We start from the raw sequence: 25,061 nt of genomic DNA on the forward strand, positions 1-25,061 counted from the left end.
AGCTATGCAGCAGATGCCTAAGAGAATGGGAAAACGCCCAAGAGTACAGCCCCCCGCAGATTTTGTTGAACGTGCAGACGGATTTTATCTCTACCTTGACATGCCGGGAGTAGATAAAGAAAAACTGCTGTTGGACATCGAAAACGATAAGCTTTCGGTTCATGCAAAATCCAACTTCGGTCTCACCGCCGGAGAACGTGTGCACTCTATGGAATTCGGGGAAGTGGAGTACTACGCACGTTTTGAAGTAAGCGAGCTGGTAGACAAAGAAAAAGTGAGCGCCAAATTTGAAAACGGCGTATTGACGATTTATCTTCCCAAACGGGAAGAAGTGCCGCCCAAGCGCATACAAATCGAAGTTTTATAATTTTTTAAAGACACACACACTTAATGAAAATTTTATTTATCTCAGATTTGCACGGTTCATACGACCGTGCAAAAACTGTTTTGGACAAGGCTGAAAAATTCAATCCGGACTGCATCGTACTGCTTGGAGACCTGCTTTACCATGGCCCCCGGAACCCTCTTCCTGTAGGACACGACCCTAAAGCCACTGTCGTTCTGCTGAATGAATATAAGGACAAAATTATTGCAGTTCGCGGTAACTGTGATGCAGAAGTCGACCAGATGGTGCTTGAGTTCCCTATCATGTCAGACTTCTCCTGGCTGGTCGCAGATGGTCGGCGTATTTTCCTGACCCACGGACACCTGTGGAATCCGGAGAACATGCCTCCACTTTCTGCCGGTGACACCTTTGTCTACGGACATGTTCATCGCCCTAAAGCATATACAAATGAAAACGGAATCAACATCTGGAACCCGGGTTCCTGCTCGCTTCCTAAACAAAGCGACTGCCCAACGTATGCGACATACGAAAACAATACGTTCCGCGTTTTTGAATTAGACGATACCTGTATTCTTGAACAAACCTTGTAGGGGCGCACATGCACGCTGCTGAATCTTTCTCTGCGCCTATCACACTACGTGGCAGAACCATCGAGAATCGCTTATGTCTTGCGCCCATGGCAGGACTTGGCCACATTGCCTACCGTGCTATGGCGGCACATTACGGGGGATACGGTCTATTGTTTACGGGCATGTGCAGTGCCCGTGCTGTACCTACTGAAAACCGCCATAAGTCCCCCGTGTTCAACTGGCAGGATGAAGAACTGCCAACGCTTGTCTGTCAGCTTTTTGGTGCTGCACCTGATGACATGGCTATTGCGGCAGAACGAATTCAGGAAGAAAATTTCTTCGGTGTTGATATCAATATGGGCTGCTCTGTTTCCCCAATCGTAGACAAACAGTGCGGCGCAGATCTTATGCGCGATGTCGACCGCGCCTGCGAGATGGTTGAAAAGATGCGTAAAGTTATTGATATTCCGCTGTTCGTAAAATTCAGAACAGGTTGGCAGAATGAACCGGAACCAGCTGTTGCCTTTGCCCGAATGCTTGAACAAGCCGGAGCTGATGCTTTAACGTTCCACCCGCGCGTTGCACCGGACAGACGTACAAGACGTCCTCGCATTGATGACATCAGGCTTGTAAAAGAAGCTGTATCTATTCCTGTTTTCGGGAACGGTGACGTATGGGATGCGGCATCCGCACAATCCATGGTTGAGCGTACTGGCTGCGATGGCCTTGCCATCGGTCGCGCGGCAATCTCAAAACCGTGGATATTTGCAGAATTGACCAGAGGGTTTGAACCGACACCAGAAACCTACAAAGAAACGCTCTTTATGTTTCTGGATCAAATTGAAAAATGGTATGACCCCACCCGTGCGATTAAGCTCTATAAAAAATACTGCATGTTTTTTGCGGCAAATTTCTCATACGGCAACCGCCTGTTCGGACAATTAATTGCAGGAAACTCCATGGAAAAAATGCGTGAAAATGCAGAACGCTGCTTCGGCGATAAAATCCCGCAGATTTCCAAGAGCCTCAATTCGCTGATGATGAACCGATAAGATTAAGACATAAAAAAAAGCCTGCGAATTTTAATTCGCAGGCTTTTTCCGTTAATCATTATCTATCGAATCCCACACCCGCCGCAGCGAATAGACTTAGCATGTAAACGGGACTGAACATAGCGCGCCAAAGCTGCCACGGCTCTATCTGCTGTCTGAAAAACAGGCACACCTGCTTTATTCAATGCTTCTCGCATCGGCTCAAACAACATACCTCCATCAGAAGCACACACAAGCGGCTTATTCGATTGCTTTGCCAATTCCAGCACACGGGTCAATATGCTTGTTTCATTATGCATACTAAAAGGGTCTCCCCTGTCAGTATCCAAGGACTGCATCATTGGACTGAGCGGTGTCAGGGCAAGCACAACCGCATCCACAGTCGGCTCATCCAACATAATTTTTGCTAGCTCCACATGCAGCTCATCATCCCCTGCCGGAGTTACATCCATAGGGTTCGAAACTGTCACGAGGGATTCCAGATGCTTTTCTTTCAACAATGTACGCATTCCACTGGCCGCTTTTTCAGAAAACGGAGCAAGCTTCATAGTAAATGTACCCACATCAATACTGTCTGCCATGCTTACGGCTTCAAAGCCGGCGCCGCTAATAGCACCGAGCCGATTACCATCCACTCTTTTAGAATGCAGCGTTTCCGCAAGAACAAAAAGATCTTGGAATTGCTCAACAGTCTGAGCAACAACGGCACCAGCCTGTCGGACACAGCTCTCTGCTACCATATAGTCACCAGCGAGTGACGCAGTGTGGCCACTGGTCGCCGACTTGCCTTCCGGCGTACGTCCGGCTTTATAGAACACAACTTCCTTGCCTGCCAAAACAGCTTCGCGCACGGAACGACAAAAAGCTAAGCCATCAAGATCATTAAATCCTTCAGCATATACAGCAATCACATCAACATTGTCATCATCTTTAAGATAGGTGACCATATCGCCCAAAGTAAGGTCCGTTTGATTGCCCATTGAGATCATGTAGTTTGGAGAAAGATGCGGATAACGGCTAAGCCCGAAAAGCATAAACGCCCCACTCTGGCTGACCAGGGCAGCTCTGCGAGGTGTTCCAAGCCCGTTCTGTGGAAACTTGTTTTCCGGAATAAACCAAGTGTTGTATCCTCCCGGGCGAGATACAATCCCCATGCAGTTTGCTCCGATAAAGACCGGCCCACCATCGTCGGATTCGTGCGCCTTATTAATTTTTGCAATAACCTGCTGTGCACGTTCATGGCTATCCTGAGTTTCCCCAAGACCGCCGGCAATCAGCATCACACTGTTCGCTGCATCCTTCTGAATAACCTCGTCCACAACAGCCGGAATATGTTTAGCTGGAACAGCCACAACGAGCATATCAAGTTTGCCTTCTGTGCTCACTGAAGGAATACAACGCACGCCGTCAATTTCATCACAACCTTCACGGACAATACGAACCTGTTCCTTCGGAAACCCTTCTGCAAGGATGTTATGAAGGATGATACGACCAAAATTTTCACGAGAAGCAGAGACTCCGATGATGCCGATGGTATCTGGATGCAGCAGTTTTTTAATTTTTGCGACAGGTCGAGGCGTCACCGTCTTCTGCGGCAGGGAAAATCTGCACAGTCCATCCAGCGGAACCATAAGAAAATCCGTGAAGGCAAATGGATTGATCTCAAACTCATCAATAATAAAAGGAGCGTCAGGATTTGTCGGCGAGTAGTAGTTCGCAAGCAAAATACAAGCATCAAAACATTCTAATAGCTGATCATCCGAGACAATTCGCTCCTGACCACGGGTACGGCCAGCCAATTTCTCAAAGGAAATTGTCTGCCTGAAATGACTAAAGAACGTTTCGCCATCAGTCAGCTTAGTGGATGCGGCAACAATAGCCTGACTTTTCTTAAAGCGCTCCGCATACAATTCGGCATCAGTACCACCAAGCCCCGCACTCAGAACCATACCGAATTCACGGGTTCGCCTGATGCCGACAATCAGCTCATTACCGAACGTGTCCGAATCCGGCGGCATAAACTGCACAAGCAATACACCTTTCAAGTCCATGGAAATAGCTTCTTCAAGCGCAGTGCCGGATAACCCTGCATATTCTTTTGGAGAAGCATCTGCATGCCGCTCAATCCAACGGGCATACTTCTCAGGGACTTCATACATCATACGACGCCATGCAGAACGAATCTTACTTGGCTCACACTCTACAATACGGACACCGCCCACCTCGGTTTTGTGCACAATGGTAGGCGATACAATTTTAAGCACAACTTTTTTACCGGGAATGCTCATCAGTTCATCATCAGAAGGACGAGTTCCCCGCGGGATCAATTTAACCTGCGGCGGAGTTTCAGAGCCAATGCTCTCCATAACTCGATATACCTCGTGTTCATACAAGGAAGCTCGTCCGTCATTATGTGTCTGTGTGAAAATCTCAGTGATTGCGTCAAAATCAATGTGAGCTGTAGTCTTCGCGTGTGAAAATGCGCCGTAATTTTGCATTATATTTCATCCACAAATTTTGGCTGTGCTCTATACCCCATCTGCACCGAAATCTCTGATGCGACGTCTAAGAGCCGGTTTGCAAACCCTGCAATATCAGTTTCCGTGCCAATAATATCACTGGTGCCACTTACGCTGATGGCACCGATTACTTTACCTTCTGCACCAAAAACTGGCGCACCAATCGTATTTAAATGAATGAGAGTTTCACCGAAAACCAATGAATACCCCCGATCACGGGTTGCGCTAATTTCTTCATGCAACTCTACAGGATCAGTAAGAGTTTTAGGTGTATACGGGAGCAAACGCACAGTCGCCAAATGCTCCACAAGCTCTCTCATAGGGAGTTGAGCCAAAATGGCCCTCCCCATACCCGTACAATACGCCGGAACAGTGGGGCCGATATATGATGAAGGGTGCCATTCCTGATGATCCGTGCTTAATGTCGTTAAAATGGCATTATGGTACATGACCCCAACCCTGCCAATAGTTTTGGAGTGCTGGGCAAGATACGTAACCGGAGTAGCAGACTTACGGTTAAGCTCATACGTAGCAGATTGCAATGAGCCAAGCTCCATAAGTTTCAATCCTAACTTATATTCCTTAGTCGCAGGATCCTGTGCTAAATAGTCGTTGCTAGCTAAGGCTTTTACAATGCCATGTGTAGTGCCAATTGCAAGATCAAGAGTCTTTGCAATATCACTCACACGCCAGCTTGAGTGTTCAAATGTGAATAACCCAAGTACTCGGGTTGCGCGTTCAATAGATTGTTGGGACATCGTCTATTCCTCGACATTATCGAATTATTTTTCGGATGAATTTACATTCCATTAAGATTCTGTCAACGCAACTACTGTATCAAATATATAACCAATGCCCATAGATTATCATCAGACGATACCTATAAACATACTTTTTTTGAACAACGTTCACTAACAAAAAAACTATTCATAAATCCGAGTAATAAACAACATCGTTTATAACCTTCAGACTAAAATTTATATTTTTACATTTAAATTCCAATAATTACCTACTACTTTTCTCATAAATTCCATAAAAAAAGAAAATAAAGAACTTTTAAAAAAAGTAATACATCACATTTTGACACAACCACTCCTACAATACCCCACCCCTCATCACAATATAGACCAACCAACTATTGTTCCAACAAGTGCCTATATAACTTTTCCAATTCACTCTATGCAATACATTCTAAATTTCTCTTAAAAAAAATTAGTGCATTTATGTTACATTTTATCTTTGCTTTTTTTTACATCAAAAGTGGATAGTGCGCATGCTGCCTAGCGAAATTTATGACTACTACAACAAAAAACTTGCCTTACTCACATTTTTAAATAGAGTAAGCTTCTATATACGTTGGGAAGTTTTCTATTGACTAAACGTCATAAAGTTGACAGTCATTAGTCCAAGGGGATGCGTTAGCAGGGGGACGTAATTAACTGGAGAGGAAATGAGCCTGAACAAACTTGGAACGATTGGACACTCATCTGTCATGCAGGATGTCTTCAGCGTTCTTGCTAAAGTAGCCCCAACAGATAGTACAGTGCTTGTAACAGGTGAATCTGGTACTGGTAAAGAATTGCTCGTACGTTCCCTACATGTAAACAGCACACGGAAAGACGCACCTTTTGTCCCCATCAACTGCGGTGCAATCCCACGCGACCTTCTTGAATCCGAGCTCTTCGGACATGAAAAAGGCGCATTTACACATGCCATCCGTTCACGTCCCGGCCGCTTTGAATTAGCAGACGGCGGCACTATTTTTCTTGATGAAATCGGTGAAATGGACCTGACTCTTCAGGTCAAAATTTTGCGAGTCCTTCAAGAAAAAGAAATTGAACGTGTCGGCGGTTCATCTATTAAACATGTTGATGTACGAATCGTTGCTGCAACCAACCGCGATTTAGAAGCTGAAGTGGAAGCCGGTCGTTTTAGAGAAGATCTTTACTACCGATTGAATGTTATCCCTCTTCAGCTGCCTGCTCTACGGGAACGCGGTGGCGACGTATTGTTGCTTTGTGACCATTTCTTACAAAAATTCAGCGAAAAACAACAACGCCCGCGACTCACGCTATCTCCTGACACCCGTAAAATCCTCGCAGCCTACAGTTGGCCTGGAAACGTGCGAGAACTGGAAAACTTTATGGAACGCATGACTATTTTATGCGATTCCAACACTATTACTCCAGCAGACCTTCCACACAAGATTCTTGATCAAGTTGGTATCGTCGCAGAACTTCCGGAACCTGCAGCGCCGGAAAAAATTCGACCGCAGCAGGCGGGATTCCAGTGGCCATGCATCAAAGATTTGAACGATCAGAAGCTTCCACTTAAAGATTTCCTTGATATTGTTGAAGAAAAACTGCTACTGGAAGCCCTGCAGCAAGCAAATGGTATTAAAAACCAAGCAGCAGAAATCTTAGGTGTAAAGCGTACCACTCTGATTGAAAAACTTAAGAAGAAAAAAATTGATTAATACTTCTAGTCAATTACATTCAAAAAAATACGACACTAAGTTTCCTGGGTGCATTGCGTCCGTTTCTTGCACATTAATTGCAATGAGATAGCTGTGATAAAACATATTAGTTCCAGACTTATCTGGCTCATAGTGGCAGTGGGATTTGTGTTGCCGGCATTACCCGCAGAAACACAGGCTGCATCTTGGTATTGGGGCGAACATTCAAAGTTTGAACGCCTTGTTATTGCGTTTGATACCCCAGTCAAAAATTTTACGCTCTCCCGAACAGGGAAGAATGAGCTTACTTTTGTCACGCCTCAAAAACAGCAGGCTGTCAAATCTTTCAAGCCCATAAAAAATGGGCGCCTTATCAAATCTTCAAAATACCTTGCTGCTCCTAAAAATACAAAAAAATCATTGCGCATCCGTACTAAGCTCAATGGTTTCCGTTTTAAAACAAGCAGAGCCGCTAACAACAAAATAGCAATTGATATTTACCCAGACCGCAAAGGGAAATTTACACCTGTTGCTAAAAAGAAACAGGTTCCTGCAAAAAAAATTGCTACCGGGAAAAAGCCTTCAACAAAAAACAGTGCTGCAAAAAAAACGGCAACTGTTAAAAAAACGGCAAATCCAAAGCAGCAACCCGTAAAAACTGCTTCATCTGTTGCGCAAAAAACGACCTCTCCAGCTGTAAATAAAGTCTCCAGCAGTAAAGAAGAAAAACGGCCCTTTTTCTCTGCCGACAATACATTCCGCTCCCCTGTAAACACTGGTGGACCTGAAAAATGGGTTGCCAAACAGACAAGTTCTCCAGCCATACCGCCTGTGCAGAACACAACACCTGCGGATGCCCCTCTTGCTGCTCAAGCCACAAAGAACAAGGCTGGCCAACAACCCCAACAGACTGCATCGAACACAATGAAAGAACCTATGCCTCCTGTAGGCAAGGTAACTATCCCAGAGAAAAAACTGGAAAAAGTTGTCAGTTCCGATGAAGCAAAAACGGAAATCGTGTGGGTGGATAAAGATGGTAACGAAGTCCCAGCGCCACCGAGTCCGGAACGACTTTTAAACGTTGCGAAAACCGCACTTAACAACGGCACCTACACAGAAGCTCTGGACATTTATAAAGAGCTCAAGCGTATGCCGACCTTGACTAAAAAGCAGCGCTACGAAGTACTTAACGGCATTGCCGACACACTTTACGCAATGGGCAAGGACAACCTTGCCAACAACTATGAAAGTATTATTGCTGCCACCACAGAGGCTATGAACTTTGATCTAAAAAGCCCTAAAGTTCCAAGCCTGTTATTACGACTCGGATACACCAACTTAAAAATAGGGAATGTTCGAGAAGCAGGAGCGTACTTTAACATCCTGCGCCGTAACCATCCTAAAGATGATCTTGTTCCGTCAACGTACTATTACTGGGGTGAACACTACTTTAAAGAAAAAGACTGGCAGAAAGCAGCGGGTAACTTCCAGTACATTGTACAGAAATATCCAGATACTAGCTTCGTACGTGAAGCTGGTGTCGGCCTTGCAAAGTCACTGTATCAACTCGCCTATTACGATCAGGCATACCAGATTGTAGACTACGTAGGAAAACGCTGGCCTCGTTTTTACCTCGACTATCCTCCGTTCCTCAGTCAAATGGGTGACGTAGCATATCGTCTTGGCAAAGCAGATGAAGCCCGTACGCATTACTGGACGTACTACAACATCGACCCTGATGGTGATGATGCAGACATGGTGCTTGCACGCCTCGGTGACATCTATCTTGAGACGGATGAGTTTGAAGCTGCACGGGAAATTTATGAAGAAGCAGTTCGTAAATTCCCTGACCGTGATGGCGGGTTAGTATCACTGATGCGCCTTGCAGAAGAAGGCAAATATGATACTCCGACCATTTCTGACATGTTCTCAGTGTTCGACAAGCCGTACAGTTTAAAACCTCTTGAAATCTATTCAAAAATTATTGAGGAACATCCGGACAGCCGACTGGCACCACTGGCACGATTGAAAAAATCCATATGGTACCTGTGGAACAACCAGCATCCGGAAGCACTGGCAACAGCCTCTTCCTTTATGGAAAAGTACCCGTCTCACGAGCTGGTACCAAGAGTAAAAGAAGTCGCGATGCGCTCTTTCAGTGTGCTGACAGCGAACAATATTAAAGAAGAAAACTACGAGAAGATCCTTCAAATATGGGATGACTTCCCTATCGTACACAATCAGGAAACAAAACTAACACCTGAAAGCCGCGTAGCGCTTGCTCTTTCTATGTGGAAAAAGAACAAGCCTTCCAAAGCACTGAAGGTTCTCGATCCGTTTTTCCAACAACTTAAAATCCCTGAGTACTCAGAAATGGGACTGAACCTTGCCCTTTCCGTGTACGTAGACAACGAACGTTGGAGCGACATTATTGACCTTGCCCACAGAGTTGAACTTTGGGAGCTTAAGAAAGAAAGCAAGAACCAACTCGACTATGCTGTAGCTCTGGCATACGAAAACCTCGACAAACCAGACAAAGCCGTCGATTTATGGAACCGTTTAAAAAGTATCGAAGACATGCCACGCGCCAAGGAAGCATACGTTAATTACTTCCTTTCCCGCGATGCTGAACGCCGTGAAGAATTTGAACCGGCGTACAAGCTTGCTATAGGTGCACTTCGCTCCTTTAAAGAACTTGCTGCAAAAAATCCTAAAAAAGCAGATAATGAAAAAATAAGAGACCTTTTGAGCTCTCTTGTAGATATTACAGAGCGCACGGGTCGAGCTGACGAGGCTCTTGAATGGGCTCGCGAACTGTCACTTGCTGTGACTGAAAACGATCCGGGGTATGCGGCAATGCGTTACAGAATAGCGTCCCTCTACAAAAAGAACGGTGACACCGAAAAATGGAGAGATATTCTGACCCAATTAGCGACAGCCGATCCTCAGTCCCTGTATGGAAGAATGGCAACGTCTGACCTGACAACACAAGATTTGTCTAAAGATGCATCATCATTCTCACCGACAGGACGCCTGTAACAATTCGGAGCCATAGAACATAAACGCCATCCAAGGGGAATATCATGGAAAAAGCAGACACAACCGCTGCCAGACGTTCACCTGTTGTCGCAGGCCAATTCTACACTGCAAGCCCTCAAAAATTGCGGGCAGAAGTAGAGGCGTTCCTTCAACGCGGCACAAAACGTAGTAATCGTACACTCCTTGCGATGGTTCCACATGCCGGATACATGTACTCCGGCAACACAGCCGGCTATACTTTCGGCTCATCTAATCTTTGTGACACAATTTATCTCCTCGGCCCGAATCATACGGGCCGGGGAGCTCCTGTTTCAGTCTGGAGCGGCGGAGACTGGGAAACACCACTCGGCATTGTACCTGTAGATATTGAAGCCAGAGATCAACTTCTTGCAACAGGGCCTTTCTTTGAAGCGGACACCCTCGCCCATATAAATGAACATTCCCTTGAAGTACTTCTACCTTTCATTCAGGTTGCCAACCCAAACGCGAAAATAGTTCCTATCTCCATTGCCACAAGCAGTCAGGAAACTCTTGCTTTTGTCGGAGCAATGCTGGCAGAAGCCTTAAAGCAAAACCCAGACAGCAGTATTGTTGTCAGTTCCGATATGAGTCACTACATTTCTGCTGATGCAGCAAAAAAACTCGACTCTCTTGCCCTTTCATATGTCCAATCTGTTGATGCACAGGGACTTCTCTCTACAGTTGCCCATAACAACATCAGTATGTGTGGGGTGCTCCCAATGACCGCAGCGCTCATTGCCTGTGAAGCCCTTGGTGCAGCTAGGGCTGATATTCTTGAATATACTTCGTCCGGTGCTGTTACCGGAGACCTGTCACAGGTTGTTGGATACGCAGGAGTGATTATAGACCGCCCATAAAACCTCGCAAGAACGCCATTGCCATGTGCTTGCAGGGTGCGTATTGTGCGCCTATGCCTACATCCGCTTCCACCCAATCTTCCCGCCATATTCATGTCCGTCCTTCACAGAAGGACGAAACTGACGTGCGTAGTTTTTTTGACAATGCCGTTGAAGGTATGTTTCGAAAAGCTCGTAATGGCCGTTTTATTCTAGTCAATCCTGCTCTGGCTAAAATTTTTGGATACGCATCTCCCGGAGAAATGCTCCGCAACTTTCCTATTGATCAAGACAAAGTTACCCTTGATGCCAGTCGATTTTTAGATCTGCTGACAGAACTCAAAAGCAAGGGCGAAGTTAAAAATTTTGAGATGCAGTTCCGCAGGCGGGACGGACTCCTTATGTGGGTACTCATCAATGCCCGCACGGTGTACACAGTAAAAGGTTCCATAAAATTCTACGAAGGCACCCTTGTAGACATCACCGAACGAAAAGACTCTGAAACAGAACAGGCGATTATTGATGAGCAGATTCGTCAGTCGCAACGCATGGAAGCCATCGGCATTCTTGCTGGCGGTATTGCCTCCGACTTCAGCACCCTGATCCGGCCTATTGTCAGCAGTACAGAATCTGCACTCAAGCAAAGCTCCGGCAACGAACAGGTTCAAAGCAATCTGAACACTATCCTTGGTGCTGCGAACAGTGCCATGGCTCTCATCAAGCAATTTCAGACTATCAGCAGACAAGGTCTGGGTGAAATGCGCCCAACCACCTTGCAACCCGTTCTTGCAGAGGCAGTAGGGGATTTTCAATCCTCTCTTCCGGAACACATTCAGCTTCTGGAAGAGATTAGTGCTAATAACCGGACTGTGTTAGCTGACGTTGGACAAGTTCGACAAGTTATCGATAACCTACTAGAAAATGCAAGGCAGTCCATTGACGGTAGTGGAAAAATCACCGTACGCATGGCAGAAGTCGAATTTGATGAGCGCACAGGAGCATTCCGCGCAGATCTTATTCCCGGAAAATATCTCCGAATAACGATTCAGGATTCAGGCGTAGGGATTCCAGAACAGTTTCTTCCCCGCATTTTTGATCCATTTTTTACCACTCGTGATTCAGAAGACGCCCAAGGTCTTGGACTTGCTGTTGCCCATGGCATCGCCCGTGCCCACGACGGAGGAATTACAGTCCTGTCAGAAGAAGGACTTGGCTCTACTTTCTGCTTTTACATTCCGTTCTATGAACAGGAGATTGACCAGTCACAGCCAATTGCCCCTTCTCCAAGGCTTGGTAGTGAACGTATTTTGCTTGTATCCCCTGAAGAACAGGAAATCCGGAAGTGGCGCAGCCTGCTTGTTCCTCTCGGCTATCGTGTAGAAGCAGTTTCCGGCAGTGTTGAAGCATTACGGTTGTTTCTTGAATCACCGGATTCGTTCGACCTGATAGTTTCAACATTTGCTATGCCGCAAATGAACGGTCTGGAGTTTGCCAGAATCCTTCTCGGGGTTCATCCAACAACCCGTCTCGTTCTCTATGCTGATCCAACAGACCCGATTACAAGCGAAATTGCCCTTGGTGCGGGTGTTCCTACCCTCGCGTATAAGCCCCTCGACACCAACAGTATTTTCAAGCTGGTGCAGTCTGCACTCGAAGACCATCAGGAGTAGGCGATGGCTCGCGTTCTCATTATCGATAACGACCCTGTTTTTTCTGAAACTCTGGCTTCAATTGTTACCGGCCTCGGACACCGCAGCAAACAGGTAAAATCACTTAGAGAAGCTTTTATATCCGGTCGCAAGCATTACACGGACATTGTATACCTCAATACACAGCTTCCGGATGGAAGTGGTCTGCTGGCAATTGCACAACTTAATGCCATGCGTGGACACCCTGAGATTATTGTTATGACCGGAACCCCGACACCGGACGGTGCTGAGAAAGCTATCCGGAACGGTGCATGGGATTACGTCGAAAAGCAAAGTTCCGTTGACCGTTTAGTACTTCCGCTTATTCGCGCTATCGACTACAGGGGCAAGCGCCCGACTAAAAACGGAGCTGTTAAGCTTAAACGCAGCGGCATTATCGGTGACAGTGCCGGTATCAAAAAATGTCTGGCTCTCGTGGCTGAAGCTGCTTCTTCTGACGCCTCAGCGCTGCTGCTCGGTGAAACCGGTGTAGGTAAAGAAGTCTTCGCCCGTGCTGTACACGAAAACAGCCTTCGAGCTACCGGCCCGTTTGTGGCTGTTGACTGTGCATCCATGTCACGCACGCTTGCCAGCTCCATCCTCTTCGGTCACCAAAAAGGTGCCTTCACCGGAGCAGATAAAGATCGGGAAGGCCTTGTCGCACAGGCAAACAACGGAACCCTCTTCCTCGATGAGGTGGGCGAACTCCCCCTTGCTATGCAGAAAATTTTTCTGCGAGTTTTACAGGAGCACAAATTCCGCCCTGTTGGTGCGAGAACTGAAAAAATATCGGACTTCCGTCTCATCTGCGCCACCAACAGAAGCCTTGATGAAATGGTTGCACGCGGTACATTCCGCAGTGACCTGCTGTTCCGAATCCGTACCGTTGTAATGGCATTGCCCCCCCTACGAGAAAGAGCCGATGACCTCCCACGGCTTATTGAGCACTATGTTAAACAACTGTGCGGAAAATATGGTATGCCGGCCAAAGGGATTTCGCCAGATCTGCTTGACCTTGCTAAAGAGTATTCGTGGCCGGGAAACGTGCGCGAATTGATTCATACTCTGGAACGCGCGGTGTTGGCAGCAAAAGATACTTCCAAGATTTTCAGCCGGCATTTACCAGATCATATACGTATTAATATTGCCCGGGCGGCTGCGGACAAAACACAGCGTGAAGAAAAGCAAGTCTCCGAGCATAACGGGGCATTCTGCGCGTTATCTGAAGCTGAAAACAACACTGAAAACTACACAGCACAACTTGCCACCTCACCTGTAGAACAAGAATCACCGCGTCATCTGCCTCCGCAGTTTGCGATTACCACACCTGCGCCCATGGTCGTGCCCCGGCAAAACAGTGACGGTCGTTTTACAAGCAACGTACAATGGGCAGAGGACATCCCACCAACATCTATATCGTCACAGTTTGGCACAGGCTATCAATCTGAAAATTCCGTGATCTCGGACAAAGAGTCGACAAATTCCGCGATCGAGGACGTTCAAATCTCTGCGACATCTATTAAGCCATTTTTTGAATTCAGAGACGAAGCTTTCTCACAATATCTTCAGAATCTTATGGCATTATCTGAGGGAAAAGTAGCAACAGCCTGCAAATTATCAGGCCTTTCCCGTTCCTATTTATACGACCTGTTAAAAAAGCACTCAGTCAAAAAATAGCATCTGGCAACAGAATTCATCCGCGTCCTAATACATACTCCCAACTTTAATCCGCTATTCAGGACATCTTATCCGCTATCACGGACACTTTTAGCAACTTTGATGGCGCGCCTCGACGAAATCCATTCTCATTTATAACTATAACTAATTTTCTTTTTTATTATAAATAGGTTATGACAAATGGCACATTTCTTGGTATAGAGTCAGCAGTGCAGGAGAAATGGTCTGCTCCTGAAAAGAAATTTCCCCGAGTGTCGGACAAAGTTAGGGGAAGCTACTTTTTTTCGTACCGGCGAAAACTACCCGGTTTCCTTGATCGCTTAGTCGATTGAAAAATACGCGCTGCAGCTTGCTGTAGCGCGATTTTTTTTACACAAAACTGTTCCACCGTTTTCATCACAATCAACAACTCTCCGGAAAGTCATCAAAAGAGATTCATACTCCAAACATAGCACCTCTACTTGAAATTACTTTTTGTGTGACGTACCACCACCCCAAGGAGACTTCATGTCACACGCATCCATCAGTACCTCGTCATCCACATCCCGCAAACGTAAATCCAAGAGCCCGATAAAGGCACTTATTATTGCAATTACCTGCTCACTTACAGCACTGGCAGTAATTCTTACTAATGACCCGAGCCTGATTTTATGGGATAAAGCATGGCCGGGACTTATACGTCCCCTTTTGCGCATGCTCGGCTTCCTTGGAATCGGGCTTATTGTTGGTATTACGGTTGAAGGCATGGGTTGGGCACCACTTCTTGCAACCCTTGTCCGCCCTGTTATGCGTTTCGGAAATCTTAAAGATGAATCCGGTGCGGCATTCACTACAGCTTTTTTTTCCGGCACAGCTGCCAATACAATGCTCATGACATTCTGGAAGGAAAAAAAAATCTCCCTGCAGGAAATGAAGCTAAGTTATCTCATTAACACAGGCTTACCTGTCTTTCTCCTGCACCTTCCAACCACTTTTTTTATTATTGTACCGATGACACGCACAGCCGGAGCCATCTACCTTTCTCTTAATGGGATAGCTGCTCTACTGCGTACTTTTCTACTGCTCATCTGGACCCGCATAAAGCTGGCTCCACATGCTGCGACATCTGCAGCGGAAAACCAACCGGCACACCGCAAAACATCCGCAGCAAAAGTTTTAGATGCGTTCCGCAAACGCTTCCTCCGCATCTGCACTATCACCGCACCTGTGTACTTTCTCATCTATGCATTAAACCAAGCCGGTATGTTTGAATACCTGCGCACCACAGCAGCCGGATGGATCACATCTGCATACCTCCCTGTTGAAGCTGTCAGCGTAGTTGTTTTTGCCGTTGCTGCAGAATTCACTACAGGCATTGCTGCTGCAGGTGCATTACTGGATGGCGGGGCGCTTACCACTGAACAGCTTGTCCTTGCCCTTGTGCTGGGAACCATTGTAGCAACACCAATTCGTGCTTTGCGTCATCAATTGCCATCACAGACCGGTGTTTTCTCCTTTAAAATTGGCTTCCCTATGCTGCTTATGAGTCAAGCCTTACGCATCAGCTGCCTTATCTGTGTAACATCCTTATATATTTGGATTGCGGGATAATAATATCACTTCTTGACCACTCAATTTTATTACGTATATTGTACCACACTTCAGGTGCTCAATGAGCCTAATAGGGAATCCCGTTAAAATCGGGAGCGGTCCCGCCGCCGTAAGTTTTATTCAATTTTTCTTCATATTATACCACTGGGTTTACCGGGAAGGTCGGAGAAAAAGAAACAAGCCGGAAGACCTGCCTGAGACTTTGTGGATATTCACACCACGTCTACCTTCGAATGCCTATCACCCTTCTTTTCGGCAGACTGTGAATATCAGGCACGTTTTGCAAGCACGGGGCCTTGTTCTGCAAAATACACTTCGCTATCAGTGCGTGCTATGCACTGCCAATGCGTCATACTCCCCGCCCCAAACGTTGGAGGCTTTTGCCATGATCCGCAGTCGTTCTTTACGACTCATGCTCGCTGTTGTCTTTGTTTTCGCTTTGTCATTCCCTGCTTTTGCCGGACACGGACAAACCGAAACCCCTAAAAAGGGCATCCTGCTCGTAGCATTCGGAACTTCCGTACCTGAAGCTCGTGTGTCATTGGAAAATATTGGTGAAGAAGTTGCCAAAGCTTTTCCTGATACTGAAATCCGCTGGGCATACTCTGCTGCTATCATCCGTAATAAAATCAAGCGCACAGAAAACATGATTGTTCCTTCCCCTGCCACTGCCCTTGCGCAAATGGGAGATGAAGGCTTTACCCATGTTGCAGTTCAGTCTCTGCACACAATTCCTGGACAGGAATTTTCTGACATCAAAAAAACTGCTTCGGCATTCAACGGCATTCCAAAAAGTATCAGCCACATTGCTGTTGGCGCACCGCTTTTAAATTCGCCTGCTGATGTAGCTAACATGGCGAAAGTACTCCCGACCCTTATTCCTGCTGAACGCAAAAAAGACGAAGCAGTGATCTTTATGGGACATGGCACACACGATCCAGGCAACATCTACTACCCAGGTCTTGCCACCTACTTACAGGAACAGGATCGCAATATTTATGTAGCTACTGTTGAAGGCTACCCAGCTCTCGACAATGTTATTCCTAAGCTCAAAGCTAAAGGAATCAAAAAAGTATGGCTTATGCCGCTTATGTCTGTTGCAGGCGACCACGCCCGCAACGATATGGCCGGCCCGGAAGACGACAGCTGGCAATCCATCCTTAAAAAGGAAGGATTCAAAGTACAGCCTGTACTTAAAGGCACTGGCGAGTATGACATTGTTGTTGCCCAATGGGTTGCACATTTGAAAAAAGCATTTAACTCACTGTAAGTTATGACTCGAACAGCAGACATTGCACAGCGTCGTACCCGCCGCTGCGTTCTATTCGCCAGCATCACGGCTCTGACCTGTGTGGTGTCTGCAGTTTTGGCTTCTGCATATGGTCCGTTAGAAATACCTATTCAACAGACATTCCGAACGCTGGCACATCACATTTTCTTCAGTACACAAAATGCTGAAACAGCCAACTCCATTGTTGTGTGGGAAATCAGATTCAGCCGGATTGTTCTTTCTCTGCTCATAGGAAGCGGCCTCGCCATTTCAGGTACAGTCTTTCAAGGAATTTTACGCAACCCGCTTGCAGACCCTTTTACAATAGGCGTTTCAAGCGGCGCAGCATTTGGTGCCTCTGTCGCTATTTTCTTTGGATTTTCAGGAGCTATCCCGTATCTAGCCGGAATAGGAATGGTTCCCATTGCCGCCCTTATAGGTGCTCTGCTCGCTCTTGGAGCAGTTATCACCCTCGGCAGCATGGGCGGCCAGCTCAAACGAGATGCGCTTGTACTTGCCGGTGTTGTTGTTGCAACATTCCTTGCCGCGCTCATATCTCTCATCAAGTCACTTGATGAAGATTCCGTCGCTTCAATAGTATTCTGGATTATGGGAAGTTTACAGGGAAGAAGCTGGCAACACGTTCAGCTTATCCTGCCGTGGTACGGATTAGGCGTCGCTATTATCTGGCGATTCTCCCGTGAGCTGGATATCCTTTCACTTGGTGAAACCCAAGCGCAACAATTGGGAATGAATGCAAGCCGCGTTCGACTATGGTTGCTCGTTGGTGCCAGCATGATCACCGGTGCGTCTGTTGCTGTTTCCGGTGTTATCGGATTTGTGGGACTTGTGGTGCCGCACCTTGTACGTCTTGTACAAGGCGGGGAACACAGACCGTTGCTCGTAAGTTCTGCCCTTATCGGTGGATTGCTTCTACTATGGTCAGATGTGCTTGCCCGCACCATTCTACCGGAAGGTGCCGAACTGCCTGTCGGTGTTGTTACAGCACTTCTTGGTGGGCCTTTCTTCTGCCTGCTCCTACATCGTACCATGAAGCGGAGCAGCCGGTAATGTCCGCAAGCATCACCGTAAAAAACCTTTCTGCGGGCTACTCAAAGACTCCTGTACTACATGATGTTTCATTGTTGATTCAGCAAGGAGAAATGGTAGGCCTTCTAGGGCCAAACGGAAGCGGTAAAACGACGCTGCTCATGTCGCTTTCAGGGGTAAAAAAGCCACTACAAGGTTCAGTCACACTGAATCAGACGAATCTATTACAAATACCGCCCAAACTGCGTGCAGCACAAATTGCATCCGTACCGCAGTATACAGGTGAAACGCCGGATATAGAGGTTCTCTCCCTCGTGCTTATGGGACGATACCCTTACATATCAGCCCTCGGAGGGTACAGTGCTGAGGATAAAAAAATTGCCTTAGCCTGTATGAAAGAAACAGCCACCGACAATTTTGCTTACAGGTCAGCACGTGATCTTTCCGGTGGAGAATTCCAACGGGTTTTAATTGCACGGGCACTGACTCAACAAGCACAAACAATACTGCTGGACGAAGCCACATCCGGCCTCGACGTAGCACGTACCATTGAAATATTTGATTTACTGAAACAACGGCACCACACAGGAACGACCGTAGTTGCAGCAATCCATGATATCAACCTTGCAGCCCTCTACTGTACACGGCTTGTGTTTCTCAAACATGGACGAATTGTACTGGACGGCACTGTTGAAGACGTTTTTACTGACGACAATCTGACGACAATTTATGACACACCAATTCACACATTCAAGCATCCGGTTACCAATGCGCCTCAAGCATTTTTTACTCCCGGCTCTACTGCTACTCATCGCTAGTACAGCCCTTGCGAGTGAAGCGTTACCGGAAGCCCGCCCCGCACCTGTCAGCATCATTGACGATCTAGGCAGGACTATCGTTTTGCAACGCCCTGCAACTCGAATCATTGCGCTGTATGGAGCATTTAACGAAATACTGGCAGAGATGGGAAAAGAAGATACCATCATCGCCCGCACAAAGGCTGATGCACTTCCCCCTTCTATTCTTGCAAAGCCTTCCATTGGAACACACATGCGGCCAAACCCTGAGCTGGTAGCTGGGTTGCGCCCGGACATTGTACTCCAACTGGGTGGAAGGAAAAAAGCACTGGAATCAGTTCACATGCTCGAACAACTCGGCATTCCCGTCGCCTTTTTTTCCATAACAACCTTCAAGGAACTTTTTTCCGTCATCAAGCGCCTCGGCACGCTTACCAATGCCGAAGAACAGGCAACGCGTGTTTGCAACTCCTTGCAGGCACGTCTCGATCTCGTCCAAAAGCAACTTGCGATGGTCAAACACAAGCCAACAGTATTCTTTGAGGTGCGATATCCAAACCTGCTCGGTGCAGGTGATGCGTCTATTGTTAATGATATAATCAACCATGCAGGCGGCATTAACGTTATGGATGCCTCTGTAAAATTGGTTCGCATAAACGAAGAGGAAGTCATTAAACGCGATCCGGAAGTGTACTTGATTCAAAAAGGTGCCATGAATCCGCAGCCACTGCCTATACAAGAGCGTGCCCATTTTCGCACCCTTAGGGCTGTAAAAAACAACCGCGTCTATATTATCGATGAATCCAGTTACTCTCGTCCGGGGCCACGCGCCGTATCCGCCGTAGAAGAACTTGCAGCGCTGCTGCATCCAAACCTAATGCAACCTACTTCTCATATTTCAGGAGATATATAATGCCCGCTTCCCTAGGCACACTATACGGTATCGGGGTTGGTCCCGGTGATCCGGATCTGCTCACCATCAAGGCCACCAAAGTTTTAGCAAACGTTGATATCGTGCTTGCTGCGTCTTCCACGAAAAACGATTACTCAACCGCGCTCTCCATAGCGCAGCCGCATATGCAGGCAGATGTCGAAGTTGTGCATCTTAGCTTCCCGATGACCCGTAACGAAAAAATCTTGATGAAAGCATGGGAACACAACGCAAGAATCGTTGCCGACCTCCTCAAGCGAGGCAAAAACTGTGCGTTTCTTACCCTCGGTGATCCGCTCATCTATTCGACATTCGGATATCTGAAACGAACTCTTGAAGCCATCGACACACCTTTCAACATATCAATAGTGCCGGGCATCACCTCCTATCAGGCAGCAGCAGCACGCACCGGAACAATCCTTTGTGAATCCGGCGAAAACCTACTGCTGGCATCTGGAGTACGTGCAACCGAAGACACAAAAAATCTCCTGCGCCACGTGGATAACGCCGTTATCCTCAAGACATATAAAAACTTTGCGGAACTTAAAAATCTTCTCCACGAAACCAACAGAAAAGATTCCGCTATTTTTATCTCACGGCTCGGTATGGATGGAGAAATCATTGCCCGCAACATCGACGATGCACCGGACGAACCGCACTATTTCTCACATATGCTTATACCTGTGTGTAAATAATCAGGTTGTGTTTTCGGCAAGTCTGCAATGGTTGCGCCTCCGGCAGCCAAAGAACCTTTCTGTAGAAAGATTCTCTGGACTTCCCAAAGACTTTTACCTGTGAGTTCAGCCAGTTGCTCATAAAAGATTACGCTTATGCTCCACAATTTTCCATAACACAAGAAAAGGCTGCCCTTCATATATGGGACAGCCTTTTCTTTTTCAAAGACGAATGATTACGTCACAGCAGGTAACCCAACGGCTTAAAAAATTTCTCTCAACTCACCCCATTTCGTAGTGTATCTGGGCGACAGATTTTTCTGTTTCATTTTCCATGGTTGCCCTAATCCTTCTCCTGCATATTGGACAGTACCGCGTCCAAACTTTTTATTGATGGCATCCGTTACACACATAAGCCGCGCCTCTGCTTCTATTTGCTGCTGTGTAGCGGGTGAAGTTAGCTCCAGAAGCGAGCCTTGCTGATTATGTTTTGATTCCAGACCGGAAAGAAGCACACCAACTTTTTGATACTGATGCCCGTTACGGAATATTTTACAGAGCATTTCTGATGCGTGATGTACGAGCAGCGGCGTATAGTCTGTGGGTTTTTCCAGAGTGTAGGTACAGTATTCTGCATGTTGATCACCGGGACGATGCTCACTTGTTTTAATGAAGACAGAAAGAGTTGTGGCCAGCAATCCTTCACGGCGCAATTTTTCTGCTGCACGTACCATATAGGCTACGGCTGCCTCCTGTGCGTCTCTTTTTTCTGTGACCGGTTGACCAAATGATCGTGAAGAACGAATGCTGCGACGGGCTGGGGGGGCATCATCTAAAGCAATAGATGGTATGCCGCGCAGCTCCAACGCTGTGTATAGTCCTGTTACTGTCAGCATTTTTTGCAGCCATGCATTATCCCTGTCGCGCAACTGTCTTGCTGTAGTAATACCATAGTTAAAAAGCTTTGCCGAAGACTTACGCCCTATTCCCCATATTTCATTTACTGGCACCTTTTCCAACATGGCATTTATCTGCGATGAATTTCCCCACTGGTCATTCATGTTATAGACACCGGATGAATTGGGATTTTTTTTACAAATATGGCTGGCTATTTTAGCGAGAGTTTTTGTAGGCGCTATACCGATGGAGACAGGAATACCTGTCCATTTATAGACTGTATTGCGGATATGCTGCCCATATGCTGTCAGATTGTACGTGGAAAATCCATCAAGACGAAGAAATGCTTCGTCTATAGAGTAAATTTCCATGTCAGAACAAAACGCTCTCAATGTATTCATTACACGTTCAGAAAGATCACCGTAAAGAGGATAGTTAGATGAAAAAACAGCCACCTCATTACGCTCAAGAAACCGCTTCTGTTTAAAATAGGGCGCAGCCATCTGCACACCAAGCTTTTTTGCCTCGTTGGAACGTGAAATAATACAACCATCATTGTTTGAAAGAACGACAATGGGCTTTCCTATGAGATCGGGTCTAAACACCCGCTCACAAGAGCAGTAAAAATTATTACAGTCTACCAGAGCGTAGGCAGCTAAACTCACATTTTTATCCTGAGCGAATGGATAACGGATGTGGCAACACCCCACACTTCAAAACTTTCGTTGTGTGTTACCTCAACAGCTTTATACCCCGGGTTATCCGGTATAAGGCCAACACGCCCATCTTTTTTCCACAAGCGTTTTACAGTGAGAGTACCGTTGAGCATTGCTACCACAACCGAGTTATGGGACGGCGACACAGAACGGTCTACAACAAGAATATCATCAGTATGAATTCCTGCACCAGTCATAGAATCACCTTTAACGCGCAGAAAAAATGTTGCCGGTGCGTTGTGCACGAGCAACCTGTTTAAATCGAGCGCCCCATCCAGATAATCATCAGCCGGAGACGGAAAACCTGCATGCACACATGATGTGTGCATCTGACCATTTCCATCTGTAGATGCAGTATTTTCTGGAAAAACTGTTTTTCTTCTCATATAGGTACCTCGCTTCACACGCTGCGATTGCAGCCTGCTTCTATGTACCGTAGACTACGCTAGTGTTAGCAACCATGCGAGTGCAACGGCGCCACATGTACATATTCACTTTTACTCAACTGTAGTTATGGAAAATTTATCTCTTTCAACGTTTGATCCCCGCTTAAAAATTATTCTTGTTGCTGTCATAGGAATACTCACATGGCATGTCCCTGTGTACGCTCTCTGTGCATATACGGCCGCAATTCTTTTTATTGGAGTCTCCAATCGTGTACACATTACTCTCGGAAAGCGTACCGTCGCTACCTATATCTACTTCGTTATAGCATGGGCAGGAATAAAATTCGCGCTGGATTGCACCCCGCTGCTGCAAGGCATAACTCCAGACTATCAAAGTGCCTTACTGGCAGCTGGCACACTGGCGCTAAGGCTTAGCGTCCTCATAGGAGTAGGAATGCTACTCGCTGTAACAAGTTCCGCACGTCAACTCGGACTTGCGCTCTCATGGTTTCTGCGCCCCGTTCTTGGCAAACGCAGTTGGGAACCAGCCGTAAGTCTAGCTCTTATGATTCATTTCATTCCACTTGTTCAGCGCACCTTCGCGCAAGTGTTGCAATCTATGGAATTGCGAAACCCGCCACGCTCTAAATGGCAACGCTTAATTCTTGTTCCTCAGGCCGTTCTACGCATCTGTGCACAAAAAACATGGACACAAACCGTAGCCGTAGCCGCTCGAAAACTAGACTCTCCAGAAGCATGGGAACCTCACTTTTCGTTATCTTATCAGGAAGTTATTATTTTTCTTTGTCTCCTTTTCTCCGCAATACTCCCACTCTGTCTAATGTGGTCATAATTCACTATTCACCGTAACCCAATTTACCTTAAGCTACTTTTTTCTCCACACACGATTTATTCGGTATCACATTAATTTGAACACATTTTAGTTTGACACTCAAAAAGTATACGTATAGTTCTTTTTTTAACGGAAACAAAAAGGACCTTCTTATGCTGTTTGACTCTGTTTTTACCATGGCGCTACAAAGCGCTCTCGCGCTTGGCTTCATTCACGGAATTAATCCATGCGGTCATTCCTGGTTGGTACTTGCCCCATTTACATACGGTGCAAAAGATGGAAAACACGTCTTTTCAATCACTTCAGGCTTTATCTTAGGCACCACTATTGCGTGTATTACTATTGGATTTTCATTAGGATCCATCTCATTAGCTATTCCGGCGTCGTTCAAAACGGCTGTTGACCTTTCCACTGTCGGAATTTTGATTATTCTTGGACTCATCCTTATCGTAAAACCACACCTACTCCACAGTCACGACCATGATCATGATGAACATGCTGCAACCCGCTGCGGAGATCACGCATATGGATATCCCGTCTGCTATGAAAACCACGGTCACCACAATGGACATCAACCGCTAGTCGTTGAAAATACAGCTGTCGCTACAGAACCTGCATATACATTAGGTCAACCTGTGAGCAGTACCGTGAAATTTATACCGGGGAAAAAGAAAAGCACGAAGAGGAAAGAGCATGGGCACAACCATCATAGCTGCGGGTGCTCAACTACCAGTAAACTTACAAAAGTTACATTTTGGGGGCTGACAGTCTTTGGCTTCCTTAATATGATTGTGCCCTGTCCGACAGTTGCGATCATGTACACATACGGACTGGACTCAGGGAGCATTCTGAAAAGCACGTTGGTATTTTTATGTTACGCTGTTGGCACAGGATTAACACTCTCTGCTGTCATTTTTTCAATCTACAAAGCAACAAATGCATTGAATACACTCAATAAAGCGTGGATTGAACCACTCGTCATGCGGACCGCAGGGGTGCTGACAATCGTGTTTGCTGTATATTCATATTTAGCTGACGCAAATATGATCTAAAGGAGATCAGTGATGGAACTTGATGAACTGAACCACTCCGTAGTGGAGTTCTACGAAAAGCTATCCTCTTGGGAACATGATGTTGTGCGAGAAAAGGGACTTACCCTGCCACAAATTCATGCTCTGGAGATTCTCGGTATACATGAGTCCATGCGAATGAAAGAACTCGCACATTGGATGGGTACCACAACAGGAACCCTTACTGTACTTATCGATCGATTAGAAAAAAAGGATTACGTGCGCCGCTGCCCACATAAAACAGACCGTCGTTCCATTATTATTGAACTTACTGATACAGGCAGACAAATGTTTTTAGAACATGACAAACTGCATATGCAATTAACTGAAACCATGGTTTCAGAACTTTCATCAGATGAACAGGAATGTTTACAGCGCTGTCTTGAGAAGATGAATAAGACATTTTAATATGTTGGATAGAGCTTATTGCTATCGCTAATGTACAGCCCTTGATACCTTAGTCATGGGAATTGTGCAGGAGGGGGGGGCGTTTAGAGGGAACCGACAAGCAAAGCAGGCATGTTCACACTTTCAAGGTTACACACTGGAAAGCTTATCGGTAGTGCAGCATACCTAGTTACTATGCTGAAGTTTGCGATATTTTTTGTTCTCATCATCAGCGTCA

The 25,061-nt window shown here is 46.3% G+C and carries 21 protein-coding genes and 1 riboswitch; of the genes, 17 read left to right on the forward strand and 4 right to left on the reverse strand.

The annotated features are described in order from the left end of the window. Nucleotides 1-4: 4 nt before the first annotated feature. Genes F461_RS0107820 through F461_RS0107830 form a run of 3 tightly spaced genes read left to right on the forward strand, consistent with a single transcriptional unit; the run spans nucleotide 5 to nucleotide 1,967 of the window. Nucleotides 5-367 (forward strand): Hsp20/alpha crystallin family protein, encoded by a 363-nt coding sequence (locus F461_RS0107820; RefSeq protein ID WP_020000601.1) that lies wholly within the window; start codon nucleotides 5-7, stop codon nucleotides 365-367. A 23-nt stretch (nucleotides 368-390) separates the two neighbouring features. Further along, on the forward strand, nucleotides 391-936 hold the full coding sequence (gene yfcE / locus F461_RS0107825) for a phosphodiesterase (RefSeq protein WP_020000602.1): 546 nt from the start codon (nucleotides 391-393) through the stop codon (nucleotides 934-936). Between the two features lie 8 nt (nucleotides 937-944). Beyond that, nucleotides 945-1,967 (forward strand): tRNA dihydrouridine synthase, encoded by a 1,023-nt coding sequence (locus F461_RS0107830; RefSeq protein ID WP_020000603.1) that lies wholly within the window; start codon nucleotides 945-947, stop codon nucleotides 1,965-1,967. A gap of 62 nt (nucleotides 1,968-2,029) precedes the next feature. Here the strand turns inward: F461_RS0107830 and F461_RS0107835 are convergent, their stop codons facing one another. Together F461_RS0107835 and F461_RS0107840 are read right to left on the reverse strand one after the other, a co-directional pair. Continuing rightward, nucleotides 2,030-4,465: an acetate--CoA ligase family protein gene (locus F461_RS0107835; RefSeq protein WP_020000604.1), complete on the reverse strand. Its 2,436-nt coding sequence runs from the start codon at nucleotides 4,463-4,465 to the stop codon at nucleotides 2,030-2,032. Continuing rightward, nucleotides 4,465-5,244, reverse strand: coding sequence for an IclR family transcriptional regulator (locus F461_RS0107840; RefSeq protein WP_020000605.1), 780 nt, complete (start codon nucleotides 5,242-5,244; stop codon nucleotides 4,465-4,467). Before F461_RS0107840 ends, F461_RS0107835 begins: the two co-directional genes overlap by 1 nt. A gap of 692 nt (nucleotides 5,245-5,936) precedes the next feature. Between F461_RS0107840 and F461_RS0107845 the strand changes: the two genes are divergently transcribed. From F461_RS0107845 to cobI, 11 genes are all read left to right on the forward strand, one after another. Next, nucleotides 5,937-6,962, forward strand: a complete 1,026-nt coding sequence (locus tag F461_RS0107845) for a sigma-54 interaction domain-containing protein (protein WP_020000606.1) — start codon at nucleotides 5,937-5,939, stop codon at nucleotides 6,960-6,962. A 93-nt stretch (nucleotides 6,963-7,055) separates the two neighbouring features. Beyond that, nucleotides 7,056-9,980 carry a tetratricopeptide repeat protein gene (locus tag F461_RS17445; protein ID WP_020000607.1) on the forward strand — a complete coding sequence of 975 codons (2,925 nt, stop codon included), beginning with the start codon at nucleotides 7,056-7,058 and terminating at the stop codon, nucleotides 9,978-9,980. A 44-nt stretch (nucleotides 9,981-10,024) separates the two neighbouring features. After that, on the forward strand, nucleotides 10,025-10,858 hold the full coding sequence (gene amrB, locus F461_RS0107855; RefSeq protein WP_020000608.1) for an AmmeMemoRadiSam system protein B: 834 nt from the start codon (nucleotides 10,025-10,027) through the stop codon (nucleotides 10,856-10,858). A gap of 53 nt (nucleotides 10,859-10,911) precedes the next feature. Next, nucleotides 10,912-12,507 carry a hybrid sensor histidine kinase/response regulator gene (locus tag F461_RS0107860; RefSeq protein WP_073020993.1) on the forward strand — a complete coding sequence of 532 codons (1,596 nt, stop codon included), beginning with the start codon at nucleotides 10,912-10,914 and terminating at the stop codon, nucleotides 12,505-12,507. Between the two features lie 3 nt (nucleotides 12,508-12,510). Continuing rightward, entirely contained in the window at nucleotides 12,511-14,202 is a 1,692-nt protein-coding gene (locus tag F461_RS0107865; protein WP_020000610.1) for a sigma-54-dependent transcriptional regulator, read from the forward strand. A gap of 507 nt (nucleotides 14,203-14,709) precedes the next feature. After that, complete coding sequence (locus tag F461_RS0107870; RefSeq protein ID WP_020000611.1) at nucleotides 14,710-15,792, forward strand: hypothetical protein; 1,083 nt, start codon at nucleotides 14,710-14,712, stop codon at nucleotides 15,790-15,792. A gap of 35 nt (nucleotides 15,793-15,827) precedes the next feature. Then, nucleotides 15,828-16,004: riboswitch (cobalamin riboswitch) on the forward strand. 173 nt (nucleotides 16,005-16,177) lie between these two features. Beyond that, a complete protein-coding gene (locus F461_RS0107875; RefSeq protein ID WP_020000612.1) occupies nucleotides 16,178-17,062 on the forward strand; it encodes a sirohydrochlorin cobaltochelatase in 885 nt (294 codons plus the stop codon). Between the two features lie 3 nt (nucleotides 17,063-17,065). Continuing rightward, nucleotides 17,066-18,133: a FecCD family ABC transporter permease gene (locus F461_RS0107880; protein ID WP_020000613.1), complete on the forward strand. Its 1,068-nt coding sequence runs from the start codon at nucleotides 17,066-17,068 to the stop codon at nucleotides 18,131-18,133. Continuing rightward, a complete protein-coding gene (locus tag F461_RS0107885) occupies nucleotides 18,133-18,930 on the forward strand; it encodes an ABC transporter ATP-binding protein (RefSeq protein WP_020000614.1) in 798 nt (265 codons plus the stop codon). Before F461_RS0107880 ends, F461_RS0107885 begins: the two co-directional genes overlap by 1 nt. Continuing rightward, entirely contained in the window at nucleotides 18,842-19,822 is a 981-nt protein-coding gene (locus F461_RS17450) for an ABC transporter substrate-binding protein (protein WP_235633759.1), read from the forward strand. Before F461_RS0107885 ends, F461_RS17450 begins: the two co-directional genes overlap by 89 nt. Then, nucleotides 19,822-20,535 carry a precorrin-2 C(20)-methyltransferase gene (gene cobI / locus F461_RS0107895; protein WP_020000616.1) on the forward strand — a complete coding sequence of 238 codons (714 nt, stop codon included), beginning with the start codon at nucleotides 19,822-19,824 and terminating at the stop codon, nucleotides 20,533-20,535. The genes F461_RS17450 and cobI overlap by 1 nt, the downstream gene beginning before the upstream one ends. Before the next feature lie 242 nt (nucleotides 20,536-20,777). Here cobI and F461_RS0107900 read toward each other — a convergent pair whose 3' ends face one another. Together F461_RS0107900 and F461_RS0107905 are read right to left on the reverse strand one after the other, a co-directional pair. Beyond that, nucleotides 20,778-22,076, reverse strand: a complete 1,299-nt coding sequence (locus F461_RS0107900) for a Y-family DNA polymerase (RefSeq protein ID WP_020000617.1) — start codon at nucleotides 22,074-22,076, stop codon at nucleotides 20,778-20,780. Then, on the reverse strand, nucleotides 22,073-22,513 hold the full coding sequence (locus F461_RS0107905; RefSeq protein WP_020000618.1) for a LexA family protein: 441 nt from the start codon (nucleotides 22,511-22,513) through the stop codon (nucleotides 22,073-22,075). Before F461_RS0107905 ends, F461_RS0107900 begins: the two co-directional genes overlap by 4 nt. 127 nt (nucleotides 22,514-22,640) lie before the next feature. Here F461_RS0107905 and F461_RS17455 point away from each other — a divergent pair, with 127 nt between their 5' ends. From F461_RS17455 to F461_RS0107920, 3 genes are all read left to right on the forward strand, one after another. Beyond that, the gene (locus F461_RS17455) at nucleotides 22,641-23,366 is read left to right on the forward strand and encodes an energy-coupling factor transporter transmembrane component T family protein (protein WP_020000619.1); all 726 of its coding nucleotides are present in this window, start codon (nucleotides 22,641-22,643) and stop codon (nucleotides 23,364-23,366) included. 152 nt (nucleotides 23,367-23,518) lie between these two features. Further along, nucleotides 23,519-24,418: a sulfite exporter TauE/SafE family protein gene (locus F461_RS0107915; RefSeq protein WP_020000620.1), complete on the forward strand. Its 900-nt coding sequence runs from the start codon at nucleotides 23,519-23,521 to the stop codon at nucleotides 24,416-24,418. Between the two features lie 12 nt (nucleotides 24,419-24,430). Next, nucleotides 24,431-24,844: a MarR family winged helix-turn-helix transcriptional regulator gene (locus F461_RS0107920; protein WP_020000621.1), complete on the forward strand. Its 414-nt coding sequence runs from the start codon at nucleotides 24,431-24,433 to the stop codon at nucleotides 24,842-24,844. The last annotated feature ends 217 nt before the right edge of the window (nucleotides 24,845-25,061 follow it).

Origin of the sequence: Halodesulfovibrio aestuarii DSM 17919 = ATCC 29578, assembly GCF_000384815.1 — a bacterium.
Lineage (GTDB): Bacteria > Desulfobacterota > Desulfovibrionia > Desulfovibrionales > Desulfovibrionaceae > Halodesulfovibrio > Halodesulfovibrio aestuarii.